Here is a 21959-nt window from a genome sequence, read left to right on the forward strand (position 1 = left end):
TAATTTTATGAGTTTAGGTACGGTAGTTGAGATAATTGGTGCGGTAGTAGACGTTGAATTTGATCGTGATAACGTTCCCAAAGTTAATGATGCGCTGCAATTGGATAATGAATTAGTACTTGAGGTACAGCAGCAGTTAGGTGATGGTGTTGTTCGTACGATTGCTATGGGCTCAACTGACGGGCTTAAGCGAGGTATACGTGCTACTAATTCCGGGAAACCAATCCAAGTACCAGTTGGAAAGAAAACCTTAGGCCGAATCATGGATGTTCTAGGGCGCCCCATAGATGAAAAGGGTCCAGTTGAAGCTGAAGAACTCTGGCCAATACACCGTAAAGCACCAAGTTATGAAGAGCAAGCTGGTAGCCAAGAGCTATTAGAAACAGGTATTAAAGTTATTGATTTACTATGTCCATTTGCTAAAGGTGGTAAAGTAGGTCTCTTTGGTGGTGCTGGTGTTGGTAAAACTGTAAATATGATGGAATTAATCCGTAATATCGCTATTGAGCATAGCGGTTATTCGGTGTTTGCTGGCGTTGGCGAGCGGACTCGGGAAGGAAACGATTTTTATCACGAAATGAAAGATTCAAATGTACTTGATAAAGTATCGCTTGTTTATGGCCAGATGAATGAGCCGCCTGGAAACCGCCTACGAGTTGCTTTAACTGGTTTAACCATGGCTGAAAAATTCCGTGATGAAGGTCGAGACGTGCTTCTGTTCATTGATAACATCTACCGATATACTTTAGCGGGTGTTGAAGTTTCAGCATTACTTGGCCGCATGCCTTCTGCTGTGGGCTATCAACCTACTTTAGCTGAAGAAATGGGTATGTTACAAGAACGTATTACCTCTACAAAAACTGGCTCAATTACATCAATACAAGCGGTATATGTACCTGCAGATGACTTAACTGATCCATCGCCTGCGACTACATTTGCTCACTTAGATGCAACAGTTGTATTATCGCGTCAAATTGCTGAATTAGGTATTTATCCTGCTGTGGATCCACTTGATTCTACATCACGCCAACTTGACCCACTTATTGTAGGGCAAGAACATTATGATACAGCTCGTCGTGTCCAGCAGACTCTACAACGATATAAAGAATTAAAAGATATCATTGCTATTTTAGGTATGGATGAGTTATCTGAAGAAGATAAACGGGTTGTTACTCGAGCGCGTAAAATTCAACGCTTTTTATCACAACCATTTTTCGTTGCTGAAGTATTTACGGGCTCTCCAGGTAAATATGTTGCACTAAAAGATACTATTAAAGGCTTCCAAGGTATTCTTGCTGGTGAATATGATGATTTACCTGAACAAGCCTTCTATATGGTTGGCAGTATTGAAGAAGCCGTAGCTAAAGCAAAAACATTATGAGGCAAGATAAAATGCCAAATACAACTCGTTTGGATATTGTCAGCGCAGAACAAGAGATTTTTTCAGGCCCTGTTGAAATGGTTGTGGCTACTGGCGAATTAGGTGAAATAGGTGTATCACCTGGGCATGCGCCTTTGTTTACTGTATTAAAACCTGGTGAAATTAGAGTCACACATCCAGGCGGTGAGCAGGAAATCTATTATGTTTCCGGAGGTATGCTGGAAATTCAACCTTATCATGTTTCTGTTTTGGCAGATGTCGTTGAGCGAGCAGAAAACCTAGATGAAACAGCGGCACTCGCAGCAAAAGCTCGAGCTGAAGAAGCAATGGCTGGTAAAAATACGGAATTAAATTACGCTTTAGCAGCAGCTGAGTTAGCAAGGGCTGTGGCACAAATTCGAGCCATACAAAAGCTGAGAAAAACACTTAAATAAGTAAAAGTCAGTAAGCACTTTGCGTTTTTAAAGTTATAAATGCAAAGTGCATCACTTTACCTAAGATAGCTTAATTAAACTATTAACAACATTATGCACAACTTACCCACAAGTGCTTTTTTTTAAAATAATTTAAATTCAATAGCTTATATTAAAAAATTTTTTCTCGTGCAAATAATCATAAATTTATACACATTTAATTTTTAAAAACAAATTAAATAAATTAATAATACTCTATACGTCGCCCACTAAGTTTTAGACAAAGCGCAAGTGAGCAAGGCGAAGGAGTGTACAACGAAGTATAAAGCTTAGTAGGTGGCGCTATAGTAAATTTTTATTAGCTCTGCGCAACAATTTATAAATAAGAACTTTAGCTATTTAGCAAAACTGATTTAGAAAAAATTACTAAAATTAAATAATGTAGCTAAACTCATAGAATGCTTACAACTAATTATAGTTAGAGAGCACATTATGAATGCTTCCAAAATACCTTTTGTAAAACCTTTTGCGTATCCTGGATTCCGCTTTATATATATTTCAGAAATATGCTTCTTTACAGCTGTTTGGATGGCAGGTATGGTATTTGGCTTAATTGCTACCCATATCAAAGGTAATTCTCCTTTTTATGTAGGTTTAATAGGTTTTGGCTTTAACTTGCCTATGCTACTTGGCCCCTTAGTGGGCGCGCTTGTTGATCGGTATCAACGTCCTTTTATTATGAAGCTAGTTTCGTTAAGTGGGCTATTTGCAGCACTCTTTATGGCAATATTATTGATATTTGGCTGGCCAAATTTTTGGCTAATGTTGTTTTTAGTTATTGTCTATGGATTCAGTCAGTCCTTTTATTTTCCTGCTATTGTAACGAGTGTGTCTGATCTTATCAGTGATGAAAATGTTCGAGGCAATGCGACAAGTTTAATTAACTCTACTAATCGAGTGGTTATGTTTTTTGGTTATGGACTAGGAGGTCTTCTGATTACCTATCTAAGTGAAGGAGCAACGTATTGGTTTAATGCTTTATTATTTTTCTTAAGTTTTGTTTTTTTGCTAAATATTCCTCATAGGGCAGAAATACCTATAACGAGGAAGTCCGTTTTACAGGAAATGCTAGCCGGCTTACTCTATGTAAAAAATTCACTACCCGTTTTCGTTATCATTACTTTACTTGGTTTTATAGGGTTATTAGGGTGGCCTTATCTATTTTTAGTACCTGTGGTTAATCGCTACTATTTAGGCGGTAGCGCAGGAACATTAGGGTTATTATTAGCTATAGGAGGCATAGGAGGTACCATTGGCGCTTTTTATATGTCAGCAAGGAGAATGGTTCTAGGATTGAATCGTATATTTATTTTTTCTTTTTTAATTTTAATAATTAGTATGTTCTTATTAGCTTTTTGCCGCTCTGTATTGTGGGCGATACCCGTGTTGTTCTTAATTGATTTTGGTTTAATGGTAACCCTAACTGCAGGTATGGTATTTATCCAGCAGATTGTACCCGTGGAATTTCAAGGCCGGATAATTGGCATTATTACCATGGTGAGTTTTGGTACCATTCCTATCGGAAGTACCTTATTTTATGGCGTAGTTGGCAGTTTTTTTAATGTCATGATCGCTTTTGGTATTGCCGCAATAATACTTTTATTAGTTTTATTTTGGTACATAAAAAAGCTTCCTGAAATTCGTCGAGTTGCGGCTCCTATTTACTTGCAAAAAGGATTAATTAAACATCTTAATGAGGCTGAAAGGATCTAATGAGTAATGGATAAGCTTTATGTCTGTGCAAATACAAAATTATAAATTTGAATACTAAATTTTATAAAAGTACAAAAGATTTAACCATAGAAGAAAAAGTGCAGATCAAGTGTTATATAGAAATTTTAGGATACTATAACTAAAAAATGATACTTTTTAACAAAATTAAATAGATCCAAAGTGATTGTTTAATTTTTGTTTATCTAATGAATTAGTTTGAATTTTATGATTAAAAAAAGGATAAGTAGCTGCCCTAGACTCTGACGCTAGCTCTTCTGTAGCAAAAGTAGTTTGAGCCAGATATGCTCGAATACTTTTTATAGCTTGGAATAATTCTTGTGAGCTTCTTTTTATATCAACATACTTATAAATACGATAACGGCATAGTCTACCCGTAGGCTCAACAAATTCATTAATTAAATCTTCGCCTGTTCGTGGATGAGCAATAATAGCCCTTTGGCACGTTTTCATACTTTTTTGAAGATTATTAAGATCGGAAATATTAGTACTACCTATTACTGCCTTCCAGTTGCTATGCTCATCTTTATATTGCTTAACTAATAACACAGGTATAGTTATAGGCATAAGGGAAATCACTTCATCAGTTATAAGTTCATCATCTAAAGTACCTAACTCATTATTCTCTAACTTATTAGCAGTTTGACGCTTAATAATCGCTTTATCTAACTGCTCTAGACGCTCACAAAGTGATAAATAATGTGCAAGCACGACCTTAAGTGTAGGTATTTTACTTGCTAATTGAACTTCCTCCTTTTCGAGTAACTGCACAGAAAAAATTTTATCTTCTACAGTAATATTAAAATCTTTGTAAGTAGGCGTGCTTGTAGGATTAAGGTTGTTTCTCTCTTTTATAGTTTCTATTACTACCTTTAAGAAAGTAAGCAAGGAGCTAAATTTCGAGAAATCCGTAATTGTAGAGGTTAATACTACAAAAATACCCTGTTTAAAGCCTTCAGTAATGCCTTTAACAGTGCAAGTAGCAACATCGGCAATTGTAGCTAAGATTAATGCGGTAAAAATGATTGGTGTTAAAGGTATGAACAGCAAAGAAGTTATGCCTGCTAAGAATGCACTAATCAATTTTTTATCAAGTTTATTACTTCGGGTTTTATGATAAATATAGTAGCTAAGAGTAAAAGAGAAGCCTAAAGATACTGGTAAACTTATACTTATTAATCCAGCAGTTATTATTAAATTAATTAATAAAGATTTAACAGAATAAAAGATAGCGCCAGCGATTAATCCTAAACTCCTGTTAAGGATAGACAACATTTACTACACCTTTTAGACAGATACTAACTATTATTGAAGAATAAAAGTAATTGAACTCCTATACGAAGTCAATAAAAGTGGTTGATTATAAAAATTATTTATAAGGGTTTCGTTGTATCGTTTGCCTTATATCGAGCATTATTAACTATTGTACTTACTGGAAAATAATCAAGTTCAATAGGGTGGTCGAGTTGTTTAATAAGTTCAAGATGGTTGGCATCTAGAGGTTTCATTTGTAACCATAATTCTTGTTGTTCTTCATTTAAAATCCAAGGCATACGATTATGAAGCTTTTTTATAACATCATTGGCATCTGTAGTTAATAGGCAGCAAGACGGTAAGCCATTTGATTCTTCAGTTTTTCCTCGTTCCCAAATTGCAGCTACGGCAAGTAATTTCTTATCTGCCCGTGTAATATAGAAAGGTTGCTTTTTAACAGTATTTGCTTGTTTAATAGGTTGCCACTCAAAAAAGCCGCTCATAAGCATAAGACAACGGCGATGTTTAAAACTTTGTCGAAAAACAGATTTTTGAGCTACGCTTTCTTGGCGCGCGTTAAATAATACTGAATTTCTTTGAGGCTGATACCAGGGAGTAATCCCCCATTTCATATTTTCAGCTAGCAAACCTTGCTCTGTTTGTCTCAAACACAGTACTTGCTCAGTTGGTGCTATATTATAGCCCTGAGGTAAAGACTCAATAGAAACTTGTCCAAACTGCTCTTTTAAGCGTTTAGCATCCACTTCTAGCACGAACCGTCCACACATCCTCTTCTCCTATTGAGTAAATCATTTAGAAAGCTTATTCCCTTCTAATTTAAACTTATTTTTATTAAAAGTTAATTTTATTGTATAATATTAGTACAACACTGTACTTTGGAGTTGTTTATGCCACGCACAGAAGAGGAAATTAATAATTTATTAGGCACAGCAGCAATACCAAAAAATTATTATGAAAGCTTAAAGCCACAATACGGTGAATTTCTTCTTAATTTAATTGAAAATGAATCCGCAGCTAATTTTATTGCAGGTTATCCAAATGGCCCTACAATTATTCTAGCGTTCATTGCTAGATTAGATCCACAGTTAGGTGAGATAGGTGTTGATGTCTTATCAACAATATTAGAACAGCAAGAGCTACGTAACACAATTAATAAAAAAGGGTCAGGAGCTTTAGACTTGCTCTGTAACTTTATTTCAGTTAATGTCCATAGACAAGATTTAAATTCGATACAGCTAAAACAAGACACAATAAATTATTTAATCCATACTATACCAGTGCAAAGACCTTCTACACATGGTTTATTTAATACGACGCCAACGCCACATAACCCTGATCCAAATGATCCAAAATCTTTCAAAAGGATAGAGCCTTAAGACTTATAAAATTTTACTCATCGTTGTATAAGTCTCTTTAATTTAATCTTAAAAAATTAATCAGGGACAAAGCATATGAAAGCCATGGTACTTGAAAAAATTGGACAAAGATTAAAGCATCGCCAATTAAATAAGCCGAAGCCTAATTCTAGCCAAGTTTTAATTAAAGTCGCCTCATGTGGTATTTGTCGGACTGATTTACATGTTGTTGATGGTGACTTAAAGCACCCTAAATTACCTCTTATTCCCGGACATCAAATTGTCGGCGTAGTTCAGGAAAAAGGTGAGTCAGTAAAAGGTATTACCATTGGCCAGCGTATAGGTGTGCCTTGGCTTGGAGGAAGTTGCGGAGTATGTTCTTTTTGCTTAGCTGGCAGGGAAAATCTTTGTGATAAGGCTATCTTTACAGGTTATCAATTAGATGGTGGATTTGCCGAGTACTGCGTAGCAGATTATCGTTTTTGTTTTCCAATTCCTAATGATTACCTCGATGAACAGGCTGCTCCTTTATTTTGTGCTGGCTTAATTGGTTATCGGGCGTTACTCAAAGCAGGCAATGCTGAATACTTAGGTATTTATGGCTTTGGTGCTGCTGCCCACATTTTAATTCAAGTTGCTCATCAGCAAGGTAGAAAATGTTATGCTTTTACTAAGGCGGGCGATATACAAGCGCAGCAATTTGCTTATCAATTAGGCGCTGTTTGGGCTGGTGATTCAACTCAAATCCCGCCACAACTTTTAGATGCAGCAATTATTTTTGCACCAATAGGTGAATTAATACCGATAGCTCTTAGCCATACTATTAAGGGCGGAATCGTTATTTGTGCAGGAATCCATATGAGTCCTATACCAAGTTTTCCTTATGACCTACTTTGGGGGGAGCGAATAATTTGTTCAGTGGCTAATTTAACTCGTAAAGACGGGGAAGAATTTCTAGCACTTGCACCCAAGATCCCCATTGAAACCGATATTCATATTTATCCCTTACTTAAAGTAAACCAAGCGCTTGATGATTTGCGATATGGTCGACTTATAGGCGCTGCTGTTATTAAGATAGAGTAATTATTTTAACCGCAGACGCTAATAGCACCACTTGTAGCTTCTGTTCCGTGTAAAAGCGATTCCGCTTCTTCTGCAGCCGATTCAGCCGATTCTACTGTTTTTTGCTTTATACCATCTGAGTTGAACAACCTATAACGGCTGATTTTGGTCTTTGGCTCATTTCCTGCAGCTGCTAAATTATCTTGCTTATGCCTGAATTTTTCATAAGCGTCTTTATTAAATGTAACTAACTTAGGTGCTTCTGGCTTCTGTCTATTTACCAAGACATTAGTTAATAAAATTAAAAAGACGCTAGCAGCTATTACAGCAGCACCAATTCCGAATGGCATAAAAACAAGTCCAATAAAAACAAGTGTAGGAATTAAGACATTACTTATAATTGATTTAGCTAGTTTCAGATTTTGAAATAAAATTAATCGGCGGGTATATTCTGCTTCTAATTCTAATCCCCTGATTCGCAAGAAAAGCTGTTTGCGTTGATTTTCTGTATCTTCATCATTACCTTGTAACTTTTTAAATTCACGAGTTAATAGCTTTTTTTCTTCATCAATTAGTCTTTTTGACTCAGTTAATTTATGAACTTCAATGGCATAAGTGACTGCAGCATAGATGGTGGTCAAGGTAAAACATAATGCTGCACCTACAATGCCTGTAGTTAATAACATGGACTGAGCTAATAAGTGAGTTGGAATAAGAAAACCACTCATAACTGCAAAGCCTGAAAATAAACTTGCTGAGTAAGCTATATTATTAATATGTTGGTAACGACTATATTGCCAGTTAAATTGGATGTCTTTCTGTAGCTTGCTATTTTCAGCAATCTTATAATCTATCTCTCTTAGCTCCCGTAATAAAGCCTCTCTCTTTTTATCGTCATCTATTAATGCTTTTAGCTCCTCTTTTAAATTAGTTTTTAGCTTTTTTAACTGGCGTTGAGCTTCCTCAAGGGCTATTATCTTTTCATCATATTCTTTTTTTTCTTCCTTATAACGCCAGATTGATAGTGTTAAATCCATCAGTAATAAGAGAGCGCAGACTATACTACCAATGTAACCTAGCTTTCCCTCACCTTTAAGCCAAAGGTAGCAAGCCATATTCGCTAGGCCCCAGATCAAATCATTTAATAATGCAAACTTACGCTGTTGCCATTGAGTTTTAAATTTCTCCCATGTTGGTAGTTCAATCTCTTTCTCAGCAGTACTCATCCAAAATCCTTTGATGGTATGTTTAAGCAGTAAAAGAATATTAACGGCAAAACGAATATAATAAAGTATAAAGCTCATATAGCCTGTATAAGGCGCAATCTTATTAAGCTGTTGTTTTGCTTTGGCATTACCATAAAAAGTATCGGATATCGCTTGAAAAATACTGGCTAGTAGGCCACCTGCCCATACCCAATATAATCTCGCGTCGTTTATATCTGTTAAGATTTCATTTATTTTTGCTGTATTTACATCAATATCAGCCTGTTTAGCTTCTTGATATTTTGCATCAATAAAAGCTAATGCTTTTTCTATAATATAGGGTGCGACAATAGTATAGCCCAATAAATGTAAGCATTTTTCGGCATGATTTATCTCTCTATTGAGTTGATTTTCAGGGGTTAACGGTTTAGCGCTTTCTCCTAACTGATAGAGAAGTTCACTACATTGCTTTAATTTAGCTTCAAGCTCAATTCTTTTTGCTTTTCGATCTTCAGTGAGATGAATTTTATATTCTAAGGCAAAAACATAGAACATAAAAAGTAGTTTATTTATTAATTCTTCTCGTTGCTTATCACTTAAATAACTAAAATAGGCCGGATTAATGCGAGTTAATTCAAGGCTATAATAACTTGAAATCGACGGTAATAAATTACGTAATTGATGAGCTTCCTCAAATTTTAAATCAGCAAAGGCTTCGTCGGGATTATTATGCAAATTCTCAAATAATCTACGAGCTCGATTTAATCCTTCTTGCCCTAATAAGAGACTCCAAAGGCTAATGCTCATGTTGCTATTACCCAAAAATTAAATTAAATGGCATATTGTTTTTTAGTATCGCACTAAGAATTTTTCTAACACAGATTGTATTCAAATGACAGTGCAATTTGTAAGATTTTACATTTTTGCAAACTAATTTTGCCAAATCTTTTGGTAAAAAAAATAACAAATTAGCTAATTTGATTTCATAGGGAACAGCCCATTTAAAAGCCTTCACAAGAAACCTCTATATCACTTTTTTCAATAAAAGTGACTCGTAATAAAATGTTAAGCTTTTGATAGATCTTATTAATATAGAGAAGATGGTTAAATAATTTAAAATAAATAAGCATAAATAAACCAAAATTACATGGCTTATTTACTGGAGTTTTTAAGCGTTAAATCCAGAAAGACAAAGCTGATTGATAAAATTTAAATAAATATGTTTGATAAATGAACAAAAAGCTTATTAATTAAACTTTAAGAAATATTTGCTAAAATATAATACAAGTTTTTTATATCGATTTTTTTATGTACGATAAGACATTTTATTTTAGTAGTAAAGGCGAAGGTGACGTTTTTAGCCGTATTCCTCAAGGTAAGTTAATTGTAAATCGAGTTCTTAGGAATCAGGCCCCTTTTAAAAAAGCACATGTAACTAGCCAACTTAAACCAAAGTCTCTCGTAATCGCAGATTGGACATTAAATAATTTAGAAGATTGGGAATTTGAAAAAATCATACAAAGTATAAGGCGACTAATGGAAGACGGTTTTCCAGTCTATCTTTGGCAGGATGGTCAGGTAATAGCTTTAGGTGAAGAAAATGTTAATTGTCTGAAAAAGAAAGAGGTTCGTCAATTAATCACCCCAACTATTTCTCGCAAAATTATAGCTGATACAGCAGCCCAGCATCATTTAATAAGAGACCAAATTAAGATTCTTGATAAATATTGGTTAACAAGCTTATTAAAAACACCTGCTAGTACTGAAAGCCAACAACTGTTTTTAAGCGATTTAGTCGCTAGTGATGATATAAGTACTGTTCTAGCTACGACTAAACAAGCAACACCTCCTTTTGATGCCGTTATTATAGACTGTGATTTAGGACCTTTACTTACACTTAAAACGCTTAATGTTGAAAGTTTATTATCAACTCTATCTAAAGAGATCGCTATCCGCACTCAATATAGGCAACTTGAACTTAATAGAGAGCAACTAGAAGCGCTGCTAAGAGAGGGTTTATTAACAATTAATAATGAGACTTGGACTATTTCAGAACTAAGCGCTTTAGAAAAATTAACTATTAATTATTATAATGAAGGCGAGCTTAAGGCAGAAGAGTTAGCGACAGTCGTTGATTATTTTCCTAATCTTAAATCTTTAAATTTAAAAAACTTAAATCTAAGTACAGCTCTCCAAAATTCTTCTAAAATCGCAACGCTTGAAGCACTTTCAATAACACATGTCACTACCGACGTAGCAAGTCTAGAATCGTTACTAGTATCAGCTAGCTCGCTTAAATCTTTAACTGTGCAGGATATTACCTTAGTAGATACGTGCCCCTTTACAAGGGACTTAAATTTAGGCCACATTACTTCGTTACAATTAAAAAAGTTTAATTATGCTATAGAGGATAATTTAAATAAAACACATTTAAAGGATATTTTAGAACAATCAAAATCAGTTAAAAGTTTAGAACTAGAACATGACGATTTAGCCAGTTTTTTTACAACACCCTTTAATTCTTTAAGAGCGCTTAAATTATCACCTGAAGTTGATGTGTCCGAATTATCTACTATTTCAGTACAAGCCCCAGCTATTGAGGTATTAAATTTGTCGGGGATAACTATAACGTTTAACGATAGTGCTCTTATGCAAGACATTCATTTTTCCAACCTAAAGGAATTAGATGCAAGTGCTAGTGAGATCACTATTGCCACCTTAGAGAGTATTTTAAAACATGCTAAGCACCTTGAATCATTAAATTTAACTGAGTGTGAAGAGTTATGTAGTGAAATTCCGTTAACCGCCAATTTTGAACATCTTAAGAGACTGCACCTATTTGAAAGTGAGGTTACAGAAGGTAATTTAGCAACTATTCTAACTCAAGCGACAAAACTTGAAACATTAAGTTTAGGAAAAAACTTTGGTTTATGCGCTCCTCTACCTAAGGAAGTTGAATTTCCTTACCTTAAAGCCCTGCATCTTAAAGGCCAAGAAATTGACAATAACTATTTTAGTTATTCTTTGCTACAGAAAGCAACAGAGCTTACCTCATTGGAGCTAAATTTTTGTATTATCAGAAGTAATGCTACACAAGGGTTCAATTTAACGAAGCTTAAAAAATTTCACGCAATAAATACCTCTATTCATGGAAAAGATTTAAATAGTTTATTAAGGCAAACTAACCTACTTGAAGATTTAAACTTAGAAAGTGATCAAGATGACCCGGAGGATCTCATAGATTTCACGGTTGGCGTTAACTTTAGTAATATTAAGTATATTAATCTAAGCCATAACAGCCTTAAGGTATCTGACCTGGAAGCTATTTTTAATCAAGCAAGTGAGTTGAAAAGTCTAAATTTAGCTGATTGTAATGGGCTATTTTCTCCCTTTAAAGAAAAGCATTCTTTTCGGTTAGCTAGGCTAGAAGATCTTAGTTTAAGTTCTTCAGATATAAGCCAGGAAAATTTAAAGGCAATCATTCGCGCTGCTCCTAATCTTAAGAAGCTCGATATCTGTGGTTGCCAATTTGATTTCATTGATGATGAATTAAAAAAATTGCTAGAAGAACGCAATTTGTTAAGTGCTCTTAACCAATTAGAGCAGGAAGATAGTGAGGAAGTAAGAAGTAAATCACGTAGTCAGCATGGTTTTCGAGCAAGAACAGATGACGATGAAAGCGTACACTCGCACTCTTCCTATGATTCAAAAGTGATGGATGCTGACACAAAGTTTAATCCTAACAAAAAATTTAATGTTAAACGTACTTTTTTCCCCCTTGATTCAGAGACGCCAGTACCTGATGTAACTATGTATCGCAAAAGCGTATATAACGATTTTGAAGTTAACGAAGAGCCCTGCTTGCCAAATCAAGCATTCTTATTACGTAATGTAGGTGATCTAAGCTTAGTTGAACCTACTAATATACAGCAGACATCCAGTGTAGAGGAAATTATAGAGCAAGGGCAAAGGCTTATTGCTGATGAGAAAAGAAGGCAAAGTGGCGTAATTTATTATTTTGGCCATCAAGAAGGACTTGTTCCTTCGCCAGAAGGGGCTGCTCTTGATTCTTGGGTTGCCCATGAAATGATAACTCACTATCATTTAGACCCACCAGTTCCAGGCGTTGAGCTTAAATATTCTCAACGTGATAATTTATATTATCTTTATGGTCCTGGTGATAAGGCCGTCAACATTTCATTTTTATTGAAAATAGAGTCTCAACCTGCGTTACCTTCTACGCAGGCTTTATATTGTGAGAATGTGGAGAAGTACTTTAAGCAAAAATTTGGTTCTGATGCGCTTAAGTTTCAAAAAACAAACCCAACTGGCGAAGATTATTTGGAAGCTATCATTGATCAGGAAAAAGGGGCTTGTCGTCATCGTACCTTAGCATTTCAAGAATTGGTCAGACGAGAAAATCATGATCAAGTTCTAACTCGATTTATAGGTAACTCATGTCATGCGTTTCCCGAGATTTACTTATGTAATCAATGGGTAAAAATAGATTTAGGTGGTTACCCGGCTGAATGCAAGATTAATGACTCTAATCATCCAGACAAAGTCATTAAATCTCAGTCCGTGGCAAAGGCCAACACGCCAAAAACTATTACAGCATCAGAGCATATCTTCGCTACCCAACCTAAATATGCAAAATATTTGGCTACCTGGGAGAAATCAAAGCCAGAAGCCACCTCAACTAAACACTATTGTCAGCACTTAGCAAAGCCAGAAAAGAAAAAAACGTTAGTTGAGTTATCGAGCTCTGAGGCGGTTAGTGCATTGCAAATTAGTTTACAGGATTATTGTAAACGCACCTCTCGTCCTTATTTTTATATTAATTCACCTGATGACTTGGTTTGTTCAGCGCCTTTTATAAAACGCACGGGTAAGATTGGAGCGTTACAAAAAGGGCCTGGCGGGCCATTACATGATTTCCTTGAAAGCTACCGAACGAGTACAGCGCCCGTTTACTTAATCGTTAATTATGATAATTTTGATGCAGATGATATTGTTCGCTTAAATGCTTTAATTGATAAAGCCCCTAATGCCGATGGAACGCCTTTACCAGTTAACACGCAGATTATTGGGTTAATCAATACCCGTAAACCGGACTGCTATCAAGGCGAGGATTTTTATTCACGTTTCGATGCGGTTGAAGCTTGTCCCGTCACAGATGAGATGTTATTTGCTGAACTTAATCGACTTGCGCCTTTACCTGCGGTTGATATGCCTGTTGAGGCTACACATGAAGCAAATACCCTTGACCTTTATAATGCGCCTGATTGGAAAGAGCGTTTACTGGGTTATTGGGCTGTTAGAGGTAACCAACTTCAATTTGTTGAAGGGGCACTTCATAATGCGTTAAAGAAACCAATGCCCATTGAAATTAAGAATGGCCCCTGGGATGACCAGGCGTTTAAGCAGTTCTGGCAACAAACGATTGCTTTAGGTTATGTTGATTACGAGGGGCAGCGAATTAGCTTACCAAAGGATTTTCAACTAAAAGTAAGCAAGGGTTATGATTGGGCTTATTTAGTAACAAACGTAGCAATCTCACATCTTCTTAATACCCAAGCCGAGGTATTAAACCCAGGTCAGTTTGGCTCTTTTTTTAATCAGTACAGTTGCCAAGATAAACAGCTGCTCACAACCACTGGATTAATAGAACACTATACTGGACAAGCGTTGGCTGTGCATTTAACTCGTGAATTAACTGATGATCAATGGGCTATGTTTTTAGCTGCTTGTCAAAAGCATAAGGTTAAATTAACCGTTCATGTTGCACCAGGTGTTAAATTACCTGCTGCTTTAAACCGATATGATTTAATAAAAGTCCCACCGGCGTTTTCAACCTGGCGGAAGACTACTCATGATTCTATAGTCTCTATTATAAGCGATGATATCAGTGCAACGATTCATCAGTTAACATTAGGAAATAATGACTATTGTGTCATTGATGTTTCAGAATGTGAGCCAAGTGATTTATTAGTGGATCTCCATGCTGAATTCAATCACGCGCAAGGCTTAGTTTTTGAATCGTTTAAGCGTGCTTTATTAAAAGCCATTGAGGATGGCACGCCAATTATTTTAAAAGGCCATTTTTCACAAGATTTAATTGATGCTTTAGCGCCATTCCTACTAAGTCACTTAGACAAGCTTAAACCAAACCAGCTTACTCTTGTAAGTCATGAAAGCAGCTTTCCTTATTTACCTATTACTCGTGTACATAATGTAGAACTTATGGACAAGTGGGCATTATTGCAACGGTTATTTCCCACAGAAATTTATAAACTCAGAGATGAAAGTTTATTTGTTAATGAGACCTTTGATAAGCTTTATTCACGCTTACTCTATTTGCGTTCCCATCCTAATAAGACTAATAGTGAGTTAAATTGGGCCGGTTTAGAGGGCATATCAGGCGGTGTGAAATTAAAGGATTTTGATAAGACAAAGAGTGCTGTTATTGCTGAAGAATTTGATAGACAACGGTTAGCAGCAGTAAATGCAGTACTCGCTTACAGCCCTCATGTCTTTCTAGCGGGTTTAACAGGCGTTGGAAAATCAACCTTTGTTGAAAAGCATTTTAAAAACAAAACCAATGTAAATTTATATCAGGGATTAGATAACCTTCTAAATTGGGCAACTGACAGTGAATTTGGTCAACAAAAGATTTTATTTATTGATGAGGCCAATTTATTACCGAGTGAATTTAGTGCTTTTAAAGGATTATTTAATAAACCACCTACCGTCCTTATTAAGGGCGTTATCCACGAATTAAGTTCAGACCATAAAGTCATTTTTGCTGGTAATCCCTTAAATTACGGGGATGAACGTCGTCTAGCATCACTTTTTGCAGAGCATGGCCGGGCCGTGATATTTGAGCCCATGCCCCAAGAGTACATTTATGAAAAGATATTAAAACCGGTGTTTGCTGAGAGTGGATTAGACGAAGAGAGTGTTTTAAAAGTAAGTTGTGAGCTTCTTAAAGTCTATCGGTTTCTTTGTGAATCTTCAGCTGAAAGCGTGTTAATTTCACCTCGTGAAGTACAAATGATGGCTCTTTTTGTGGCTTCTCACCTTAAAAATCGCCCTAACTTAAACTTAAGTTCTGATATTCTGAGCAAATTAGCAAGTTATTACGCTTATAATGTGGTTGCTGAGAACGTACCTACGGCCGGTCGCTTAAAATTTGATGAGCAATTTAAACCTAAAATTAAAACAGCCGATGTAGCAGCGCTAGCTGTGACAAAAGATTTTTTACTGACCCCTTCACGCAGGCCGGTATGGCAACAATTGCAAGCTTTATTGGCACTGCGTGTTTACCGGCAACAAGGTGCAAATGAAGCGCAAAAGTATGGTGGCTTAGGGGGGCTTATTCTTGAGGGTGACCCGGGTACTGGTAAAAGCGAACTCGTCATGGCCTCTTTAATCGCGCAAGGTTATCAACAGGTTTCTATTCATGTCGATTCAAATCAGTCGCTACCAGAAAAAATCTTTTATCATATTCCTGTCAGCTTATCCTTAGAAGAGAAAAAAGCCTGCTTATTGAAAGCCTTTAACGAAGGTGCTGTCGTTGTCATTGATGAAATTAACAGTTCACCCATGATGGAACGTCTAATCAATGATTTACTTATGGGGTATAATGATAAAAAAGAAAGACCTAAGAAGCCGGGGTTTTTAATTATTGGTACGCAAAATCCAGTCACGATGGCCGGCCGCCGACATCCAAGTGATGCCTTGGCTAGAAGGCTTATTAAAGCAACGCTACCACCTTATAACACGGCTGAAATGGAAGCTATTTTACAAGCAAAAGGCCTAAGCAAACAGCAAATAATAGAGCTAATTGAAGCTTATGAAGTCCAAGTTAAAAGAGCAGCGCGAGAGAACTTAACGCCTGCGCCTACTTTTAGAGATCTTCTGCGATTAGCAGATAACATTCTTATTGCACAAAGTAAGAAGCTGCAAGATGCTGAGAAAATGACACTAACGCCTATAGAAGAAGAGGATTTACAAAAAAGAGAATCTATACAACCAAGAAAAAGAAAAGAGATGGTCCCAGGGTTTTTTAGTACTAATCAAGAGCAACATCAGCCATTACCAACCTTAATGAAAGCTTCAAAAGAAGAATTGGAAGTTGGCACAGAAAAAGAAGTATCAGCGGCGCTAACGGACGTCGCTTATTCATCGCAAAAAGAGCGAGCTCTAGAGCAAGGCAGATCTATTTTTACTTCGAGCACTTCACAAGAAGCAGCGAAAAAAAGACGGAAAGTTGATAAGTCTACAGGGATGCAATTACCTTAATTGCAGTTAATTGCAAAAATGTATAAAAACTTACATTAATTTAAATACTTTCAATCTTAATTTACCCAAAAAATAGACCATTATGGTAAACTTATGATCTTTTAAAAATTAATTAGTGACATGAAGAAACGAGTATTAATTTTAAATACCGGTGGTACAATTAGTAGTGTTAAAACGAATTGCGGCTATGAACCTGCACTAGGCTATGTTGAAAAGGCACTGGCTCAAATTCCTGCCTTAAATCATCCCGACATGCCTCATTATGATATTAAAGAATACACGCCTCTACTTGATTCTTCTAACATGACGATGACAGATTGGAATCGAATTGCTACTGATATTTTTAAACATTATCAATCCTATGATGGCTTTATTGTCTTTCATGGTACTGACACAATGGCTTATACGGCTTCTGCCTTATCATTCATGTTAGAAAACCTTGCTAAACCGGTCATTTTAACAGGTTCGCAGATTCCTTTATCAGAAGTAAGAAATGATGCGACTGATAATATTATCACTTCTTTATGGTTATGTGCTCATGAGCCAATTCATGAGGTCTGCATTTATTTTAACCAACGATTATTGCGTGGTAACCGTACACAAAAAATCAGTGCCGAGCGCTTTCAAGCATTTGATTCGCCGAATTATCCACATCTAGCAAGCATTGGTATTTCTATCAATATCCATCATAAGCTATTGTTGCCTAAACCTAAAAAAGAATTACAATTACAAAAAATTTCTCCTCATTTAATTGCTAATATACGTTTATTCCCAGGTTTCTTAACTGATATTTTAGCTTATTTATTACAGCAACCTTTACAAGGTCTAGTTTTAGAAACCTACGGCTCAGGTAATGCGCCTAATTATGATCCCCAGTTCTTAAGCCTACTAAAACAAGCATGTACCCGTAATATTATTATTGTTAATTGTACACAGTGTCAGCAGGGTTCTGTTGAAATGGGTCAATATGCAACTAGTCATGGATTAAAGCAGGTGGGTTTAATTAGTGGTCGTGATATGACACCTGAAGCGGCGCACTGCAAACTACTCTATTTGTTAAGCAAAAATCTTAATCCTGTCCGCCTAAAAAAATTAATGGAAAAAAATTTATGTGGTGAACTGAGTGCGTAATTAATAGTTGTTTAAGACTTAAGCGTTTTCATTTCAGCAAATAGTGTATGGGATACTAGGAGCCCGTATAAATGCTTAAGCCATTATACGGGCTAATATTTATTAGAGTCCATACAAGGTCTTCGTCTCTTTAGGGTGAACTTAGGCTCGTAATTGACGAAATATGCCCTACTACGTGCTCCAGATTTTCCATTCTTATTTCATTTTCTGCATGAGTTAAGCAGTCATTAAGCATTCCTGCCTCAGGGCCTAATTTAGGCGCACTAATATTAAATGTAGAGAAAAAAGCAAAGGTAACAGGTACAGTCACATTAATACCGTATTCATTAACCTTAGATAAATTTCGTCTTTTTAGTTCACCTATATTATCTAGAACACACTTTTGCCGGTGCTGATTATACTTACTATAATTTTTATCTAATCCATCTAAATCTTCCTTACATGTTTTAATCATCTCCTTGACAAGTGCCTCTTTCTCTCGAGTAAGTTTGCGAGAATTAGTTATTTTAGGATTGTTTGTTATTTTATCTAAGGTACTAGAATGTAGCTCAGCTAAGGTATTTTTAAATAAGTAATTTGCCATATGAAAGCAGAATTTATTATAGGGATCTGAGTTATCAGGGATGTCTTCTAGCTTCATATCATCTAACTTTTCTAAAAATTTCTCAATTACTTCTATTGCATCTAGAATTAAGGGGCCAAATGTGCCTTCATCATAATTTAAAGCGTCACTGATTTTCTTTGCTTCTTCTTTGGCGTCTCGTAATAATTTAATAATTTGATCTGCAACTGCTTGATCAGTGATATCTTCCTGAGGAATAGACTTGTTAAGGCTATCAGAAGTAGTTGAGATTTCAGTTTTCCCTGAAAGGTTATTTGATTCCTTGCTTTTTTCTTTTAACTCTGTAATAGGTAATTTTGTTAAAGCAGGAATAGAAATATCGAGATTATTTAATGTATGAATCAACTGACCTGCAATAGCACGCTTTTTAGTTGAAAGAGTGGCTTCTCGACCGGCACTTAAAGACTGAGAAATACGATTAAAGAATGATTTATCTGCAGCTGAAGAGTTGCCCATATAATCTGTTAACTCAGCAACTAGGTGATTACGAATTATTTTTAAAAAAATAGTCATGTTACACTACTCCTTGTGGCGCAATTTTTTTATCATAGCAGTAATTTTAATATTAGCAATATCAAATCAAATTGCTTAAATCAGGTATCTTACAGCTAGGATGATGCCAATTAGCTTAAGGAAATTACAGTAACTATGTCGCTAGAGATCATTATACTTGCAGCAGGACAAGGTAAAAGAATGTATTCTGCTAAGCCAAAAGTACTTCATAAACTTGCAGGCATACCGTTGTTGCAGCATGTAATCAATACAGCGCAACAATTAATGCCAGCTGCTATTCATGTTATTTATGGCCATGGTGGTGAACAGGTAAAACAAGAACTAAATGATTTAGAAGTCAATTGGATTTTACAAGATCAGCAATTAGGTACAGGACATGCAGTTAAGCAAGCTTTGCCTTATCTTTCACTTAATTCAAACGTATTAATTCTCTCAGGTGATGTACCTCTAATTCAGGTCCCCACTTTGCAAAAATTAGTTGAAATGGCAAGCTCTAATAAGCTTACTAACTCTTTAGCTTTATTAGTAGCAAAACTACCTGATCCAACTGGGCTTGGACGAATTATTCGCGATCAGGCAGGCATTATAAAAGCGATTATTGAAGAAAAAGATGCCAGCCTAGAGCAAAAGCAAATTAATGAAATTTACACCGGGATTTGTTGCCTACCAGTTAAGGATTTAGAACGGTGGTTACCTTTGCTTAGTAATGATAATGCTCAGAAAGAATATTATCTTACTGAAATTATTTCTTTTGCTGTTAATGAAGGTTATAACATTAACTCCTTTACTACAGAAGATATCTTAGAAGTTCAAGGAGTCAATACACGATTACAGTTACAGCAATTGGAGCGAACCTGGCAACAACGTCAAGCAGAACAATTATTACTTAGTGGCGTTACTATTGCTGATGCTAATCGTATTGACATACGTGGTAAATTAATTTGTGGCCAAGATGTATTTATTGATATTAATTGTATTTTTAATGGTGAAGTAATTTTGGGTGATGGCTGCTCTGTTGGTCCTAATTGTATCCTTTCAAATGTAACTTTAGGCGCTGGATCTGAAATCTATGCCAACAGTGTTCTTGAAGAATGTAAAATCGAAGAGCAATGTCAAATAGGACCCTTTGCGCGTCTACGTCCGGGCACACAATTAGGACGACAATGTAAAATAGGAAACTTTGTTGAGGCTAAGAAAGCAGTATTTGCTGAGGGCAGCAAAGCCAATCACCTAAGTTATTTAGGTGATGTAACGTTAGGTCAGCACGTTAATATTGGCGCTGGTACCATTACATGTAATTACGATGGAGTAAATAAGCATCAAACTATTATTGAAGATGGCGCTTTTATTGGCTCAGATACTCAATTGGTCGCGCCAGTTAAAGTAGGGGCCTATGCAACAATTGGTGCTGGTAGTACTATCCGTAAAGATGCTCCCGCCGGTGAATTAACAATATGCGAAAATCCACAAAAAACAATCTTTGGTTGGAAAAGACCTATTAAAAAGGAAGAATAAAACACCCAACGGCGCGTTGTGTAATTTAAATGGATAGCATATAGCTAAGTTAGAATTTTTATTTTCTGCTTTCTTGTAATTTATTGTATAAATAAATGACAAAAGGTAGGCTAAGGAGAGTAACTATAAATTTATAAATCCAACCACTCAAACTTAAATTAAAGAGCTCCTCGTATGGATAAATTCCAGCAAGTAAAACAGTATAGTTGATAATACAAAGTAAGGTATTGGCAAGTATACTAGCAGCAAAAATACGTACAAAACGAGAAGTGATATAATTATTTTTGTTAAATTTTTCAAGTAAAAGTGCATTACTACTAAAAGCAAATAAGATTGCCAATGTCACCATTGGAATTCGTTTTGGCATTATGAAAGAATAATAAGGATTTAAATTAAAAAAATCAGGGGAAGGTAATAAAATAGTAGATAAAAATAGCAAGTCAAAAACTAATTCAGCCAATATCATAATAAATATTAAATATAAATTAGCTCTATAACCAAATAATTCTCCTACTAAACTACTGATAAGTATTATAAAAGGAAATAAAATACCATTAGCCGCTATGATCCAATGATCGCCAAAGGCGATTAAGCGATATTCACAAGCAAAACAAATTAATAAAATGATAACGGCTAAACCCGTTAAATAATGATAATAAGGATTAAAAAAATAATCGGGCTTATTAAATGTTGTACTATTATGTAAAGCGAGCAAATAAGTTAAATAACTTATGCCAATAAGCAATAAAATACTTGCTGTAATTAATAAAGAATCCATATAAATTAAGCCAAAATTCTTAGTGTATGGCTCAGAAAAAAGTAATAAAAAATCAATAGAAAAAAAAGCATAGCCTCCTAACAGAGCCAGTAGCATACATTTACGCGGTGAATTAAAAACGTGAGAATATCGTGACGAAAATAAAAGATGAGGTAGGTAGAAACTAATACCAAAAGCAGTTGTTGAAGAGAAAAATTTTCGAGGAATTTCTTCAAAAACAATTTGATAGGCAATTGTATTTCGTATATTTTCTATCGAAGGTAGATTTAATAAAAGATAAACGCCAATAGAAAATAAATATAGGGCCAATAAAGATTGATTTAAAACTTGTCGTTGTTGCTTTAAACTACAATTTTTTAATACTAAAAGGTATAAACCAGCAATTAAAGAACATAATATGCTGTTAGCTGTAAAAAATAAACCATGAATAACAATGATCTTAAATGAAACATTGATTAGAAGAATTAAGCAAATTATTATTGCTAATGTAAGAGACATGTACCTACGATCGTAAAATGGTGTCGCAATTAAATTCATATTAAAAACCATTTACTAAAACTACAATGAATAAATCCTTGAATAATTGACTATTTTTTCTGTAAGTATTGAGTTAA

Annotated in this window: 13 protein-coding genes; 8 read left to right on the top strand and 5 right to left on the bottom strand. The window is 35.4% G+C overall.

Annotated features, from left to right (window positions below; genetic code table 11):
* Positions 1–7 precede the first annotated feature (7 nt).
* The 3 genes from atpD (at position 8) to ACQUW5_RS09000 (ending at position 3567) form a co-directional block, all read left to right on the top strand.
* Positions 8–1381 carry a F0F1 ATP synthase subunit beta gene (gene atpD / locus ACQUW5_RS08990; protein WP_444990900.1) on the top strand — a complete coding sequence of 458 codons (1374 nt, stop codon included), beginning with the start codon at positions 8–10 and terminating at the stop codon, positions 1379–1381.
* 11 nt (positions 1382–1392) lie between these two features.
* Positions 1393–1815, top strand: coding sequence for a F0F1 ATP synthase subunit epsilon (locus ACQUW5_RS08995; protein ID WP_444990901.1), 423 nt, complete (start codon positions 1393–1395; stop codon positions 1813–1815).
* A gap of 471 nt (positions 1816–2286) precedes the next feature.
* Positions 2287–3567, top strand: a complete 1281-nt coding sequence (locus tag ACQUW5_RS09000) for an MFS transporter (protein WP_444990902.1) — start codon at positions 2287–2289, stop codon at positions 3565–3567.
* Positions 3568–3732: 165 nt separating this feature from the next.
* Here ACQUW5_RS09000 and ACQUW5_RS09005 read toward each other — a convergent pair whose 3' ends face one another.
* Together ACQUW5_RS09005 and ACQUW5_RS09010 are read right to left on the bottom strand one after the other, a co-directional pair.
* The gene (locus tag ACQUW5_RS09005) at positions 3733–4860 is read right to left on the bottom strand and encodes a hypothetical protein (RefSeq protein ID WP_444990903.1); all 1128 of its coding nucleotides are present in this window, start codon (positions 4858–4860) and stop codon (positions 3733–3735) included.
* Positions 4861–4958: 98 nt separating this feature from the next.
* Positions 4959–5627 carry an SOS response-associated peptidase gene (locus ACQUW5_RS09010; RefSeq protein WP_444990904.1) on the bottom strand — a complete coding sequence of 223 codons (669 nt, stop codon included), beginning with the start codon at positions 5625–5627 and terminating at the stop codon, positions 4959–4961.
* Between the two features lie 120 nt (positions 5628–5747).
* Here ACQUW5_RS09010 and ACQUW5_RS09015 point away from each other — a divergent pair, with 120 nt between their 5' ends.
* Complete coding sequence (locus tag ACQUW5_RS09015) at positions 5748–6236, top strand: hypothetical protein (protein ID WP_444990905.1); 489 nt, start codon at positions 5748–5750, stop codon at positions 6234–6236.
* Between the two features lie 75 nt (positions 6237–6311).
* Complete coding sequence (locus ACQUW5_RS09020; RefSeq protein ID WP_444990906.1) at positions 6312–7298, top strand: zinc-dependent alcohol dehydrogenase family protein; 987 nt, start codon at positions 6312–6314, stop codon at positions 7296–7298.
* A gap of 5 nt (positions 7299–7303) precedes the next feature.
* Here the strand turns inward: ACQUW5_RS09020 and ACQUW5_RS09025 are convergent, their stop codons facing one another.
* Entirely contained in the window at positions 7304–9289 is a 1986-nt protein-coding gene (locus ACQUW5_RS09025) for a hypothetical protein (RefSeq protein WP_444990907.1), read from the bottom strand.
* 501 nt (positions 9290–9790) lie between these two features.
* Between ACQUW5_RS09025 and ACQUW5_RS09030 the strand changes: the two genes are divergently transcribed.
* Both ACQUW5_RS09030 and ansA read left to right on the top strand, forming a co-directional pair.
* Positions 9791–16786, top strand: a complete 6996-nt coding sequence (locus tag ACQUW5_RS09030) for an AAA family ATPase (RefSeq protein WP_444990908.1) — start codon at positions 9791–9793, stop codon at positions 16784–16786.
* Positions 16787–16906: 120 nt separating this feature from the next.
* Positions 16907–17917: an asparaginase gene (ansA, locus tag ACQUW5_RS09035; RefSeq protein ID WP_444990909.1), complete on the top strand. Its 1011-nt coding sequence runs from the start codon at positions 16907–16909 to the stop codon at positions 17915–17917.
* Between the two features lie 130 nt (positions 17918–18047).
* Here the strand turns inward: ansA and ACQUW5_RS09040 are convergent, their stop codons facing one another.
* Positions 18048–19052: a hypothetical protein gene (locus tag ACQUW5_RS09040; RefSeq protein ID WP_444990910.1), complete on the bottom strand. Its 1005-nt coding sequence runs from the start codon at positions 19050–19052 to the stop codon at positions 18048–18050.
* 135 nt (positions 19053–19187) lie between these two features.
* On the opposite strand from ACQUW5_RS09040, the gene glmU reads away from it, so the two are divergent.
* Positions 19188–20567, top strand: a complete 1380-nt coding sequence (glmU, locus tag ACQUW5_RS09045) for a bifunctional UDP-N-acetylglucosamine diphosphorylase/glucosamine-1-phosphate N-acetyltransferase GlmU (RefSeq protein ID WP_444990911.1) — start codon at positions 19188–19190, stop codon at positions 20565–20567.
* A 58-nt stretch (positions 20568–20625) separates the two neighbouring features.
* Here glmU and ACQUW5_RS09050 read toward each other — a convergent pair whose 3' ends face one another.
* Complete coding sequence (locus ACQUW5_RS09050) at positions 20626–21882, bottom strand: VUT family protein (protein WP_444990912.1); 1257 nt, start codon at positions 21880–21882, stop codon at positions 20626–20628.
* Positions 21883–21959 lie beyond the last annotated feature (77 nt).

It is taken from the genome of Legionella pelazae (assembly GCF_052527395.1).

What these genes read in the sequence shown, in the direction of transcription:
- ACQUW5_RS09000 (WP_444990902.1), top strand. Translation starts at nt 2,287, where the DNA reads ATGAATGCTTCCAAAATACCTTTTGTAAAACCTTTTGCGTATCCTGGA.
- ACQUW5_RS09050 (WP_444990912.1), bottom strand. Translation starts at nt 21,882, where the DNA reads ATGAATTTAATTGCGACACCATTTTACGATCGTAGGTACATGTCTCTT.
- ACQUW5_RS09010 (WP_444990904.1), bottom strand. Translation starts at nt 5,627, where the DNA reads ATGTGTGGACGGTTCGTGCTAGAAGTGGATGCTAAACGCTTAAAAGAG.
- ACQUW5_RS09020 (WP_444990906.1), top strand. Translation starts at nt 6,312, where the DNA reads ATGAAAGCCATGGTACTTGAAAAAATTGGACAAAGATTAAAGCATCGC.
- ansA (WP_444990909.1), top strand. Translation starts at nt 16,907, where the DNA reads ATGAAGAAACGAGTATTAATTTTAAATACCGGTGGTACAATTAGTAGT.
- ACQUW5_RS09025 (WP_444990907.1), bottom strand. Translation starts at nt 9,289, where the DNA reads ATGAGCATTAGCCTTTGGAGTCTCTTATTAGGGCAAGAAGGATTAAAT.
- ACQUW5_RS09030 (WP_444990908.1), top strand. Translation starts at nt 9,791, where the DNA reads ATGTACGATAAGACATTTTATTTTAGTAGTAAAGGCGAAGGTGACGTT.
- ACQUW5_RS09015 (WP_444990905.1), top strand. Translation starts at nt 5,748, where the DNA reads ATGCCACGCACAGAAGAGGAAATTAATAATTTATTAGGCACAGCAGCA.
- ACQUW5_RS09040 (WP_444990910.1), bottom strand. Translation starts at nt 19,052, where the DNA reads ATGACTATTTTTTTAAAAATAATTCGTAATCACCTAGTTGCTGAGTTA.
- atpD (WP_444990900.1), top strand. Translation starts at nt 8, where the DNA reads ATGAGTTTAGGTACGGTAGTTGAGATAATTGGTGCGGTAGTAGACGTT.
- ACQUW5_RS08995 (WP_444990901.1), top strand. Translation starts at nt 1,393, where the DNA reads ATGCCAAATACAACTCGTTTGGATATTGTCAGCGCAGAACAAGAGATT.
- glmU (WP_444990911.1), top strand. Translation starts at nt 19,188, where the DNA reads ATGTCGCTAGAGATCATTATACTTGCAGCAGGACAAGGTAAAAGAATG.
- ACQUW5_RS09005 (WP_444990903.1), bottom strand. Translation starts at nt 4,860, where the DNA reads ATGTTGTCTATCCTTAACAGGAGTTTAGGATTAATCGCTGGCGCTATC.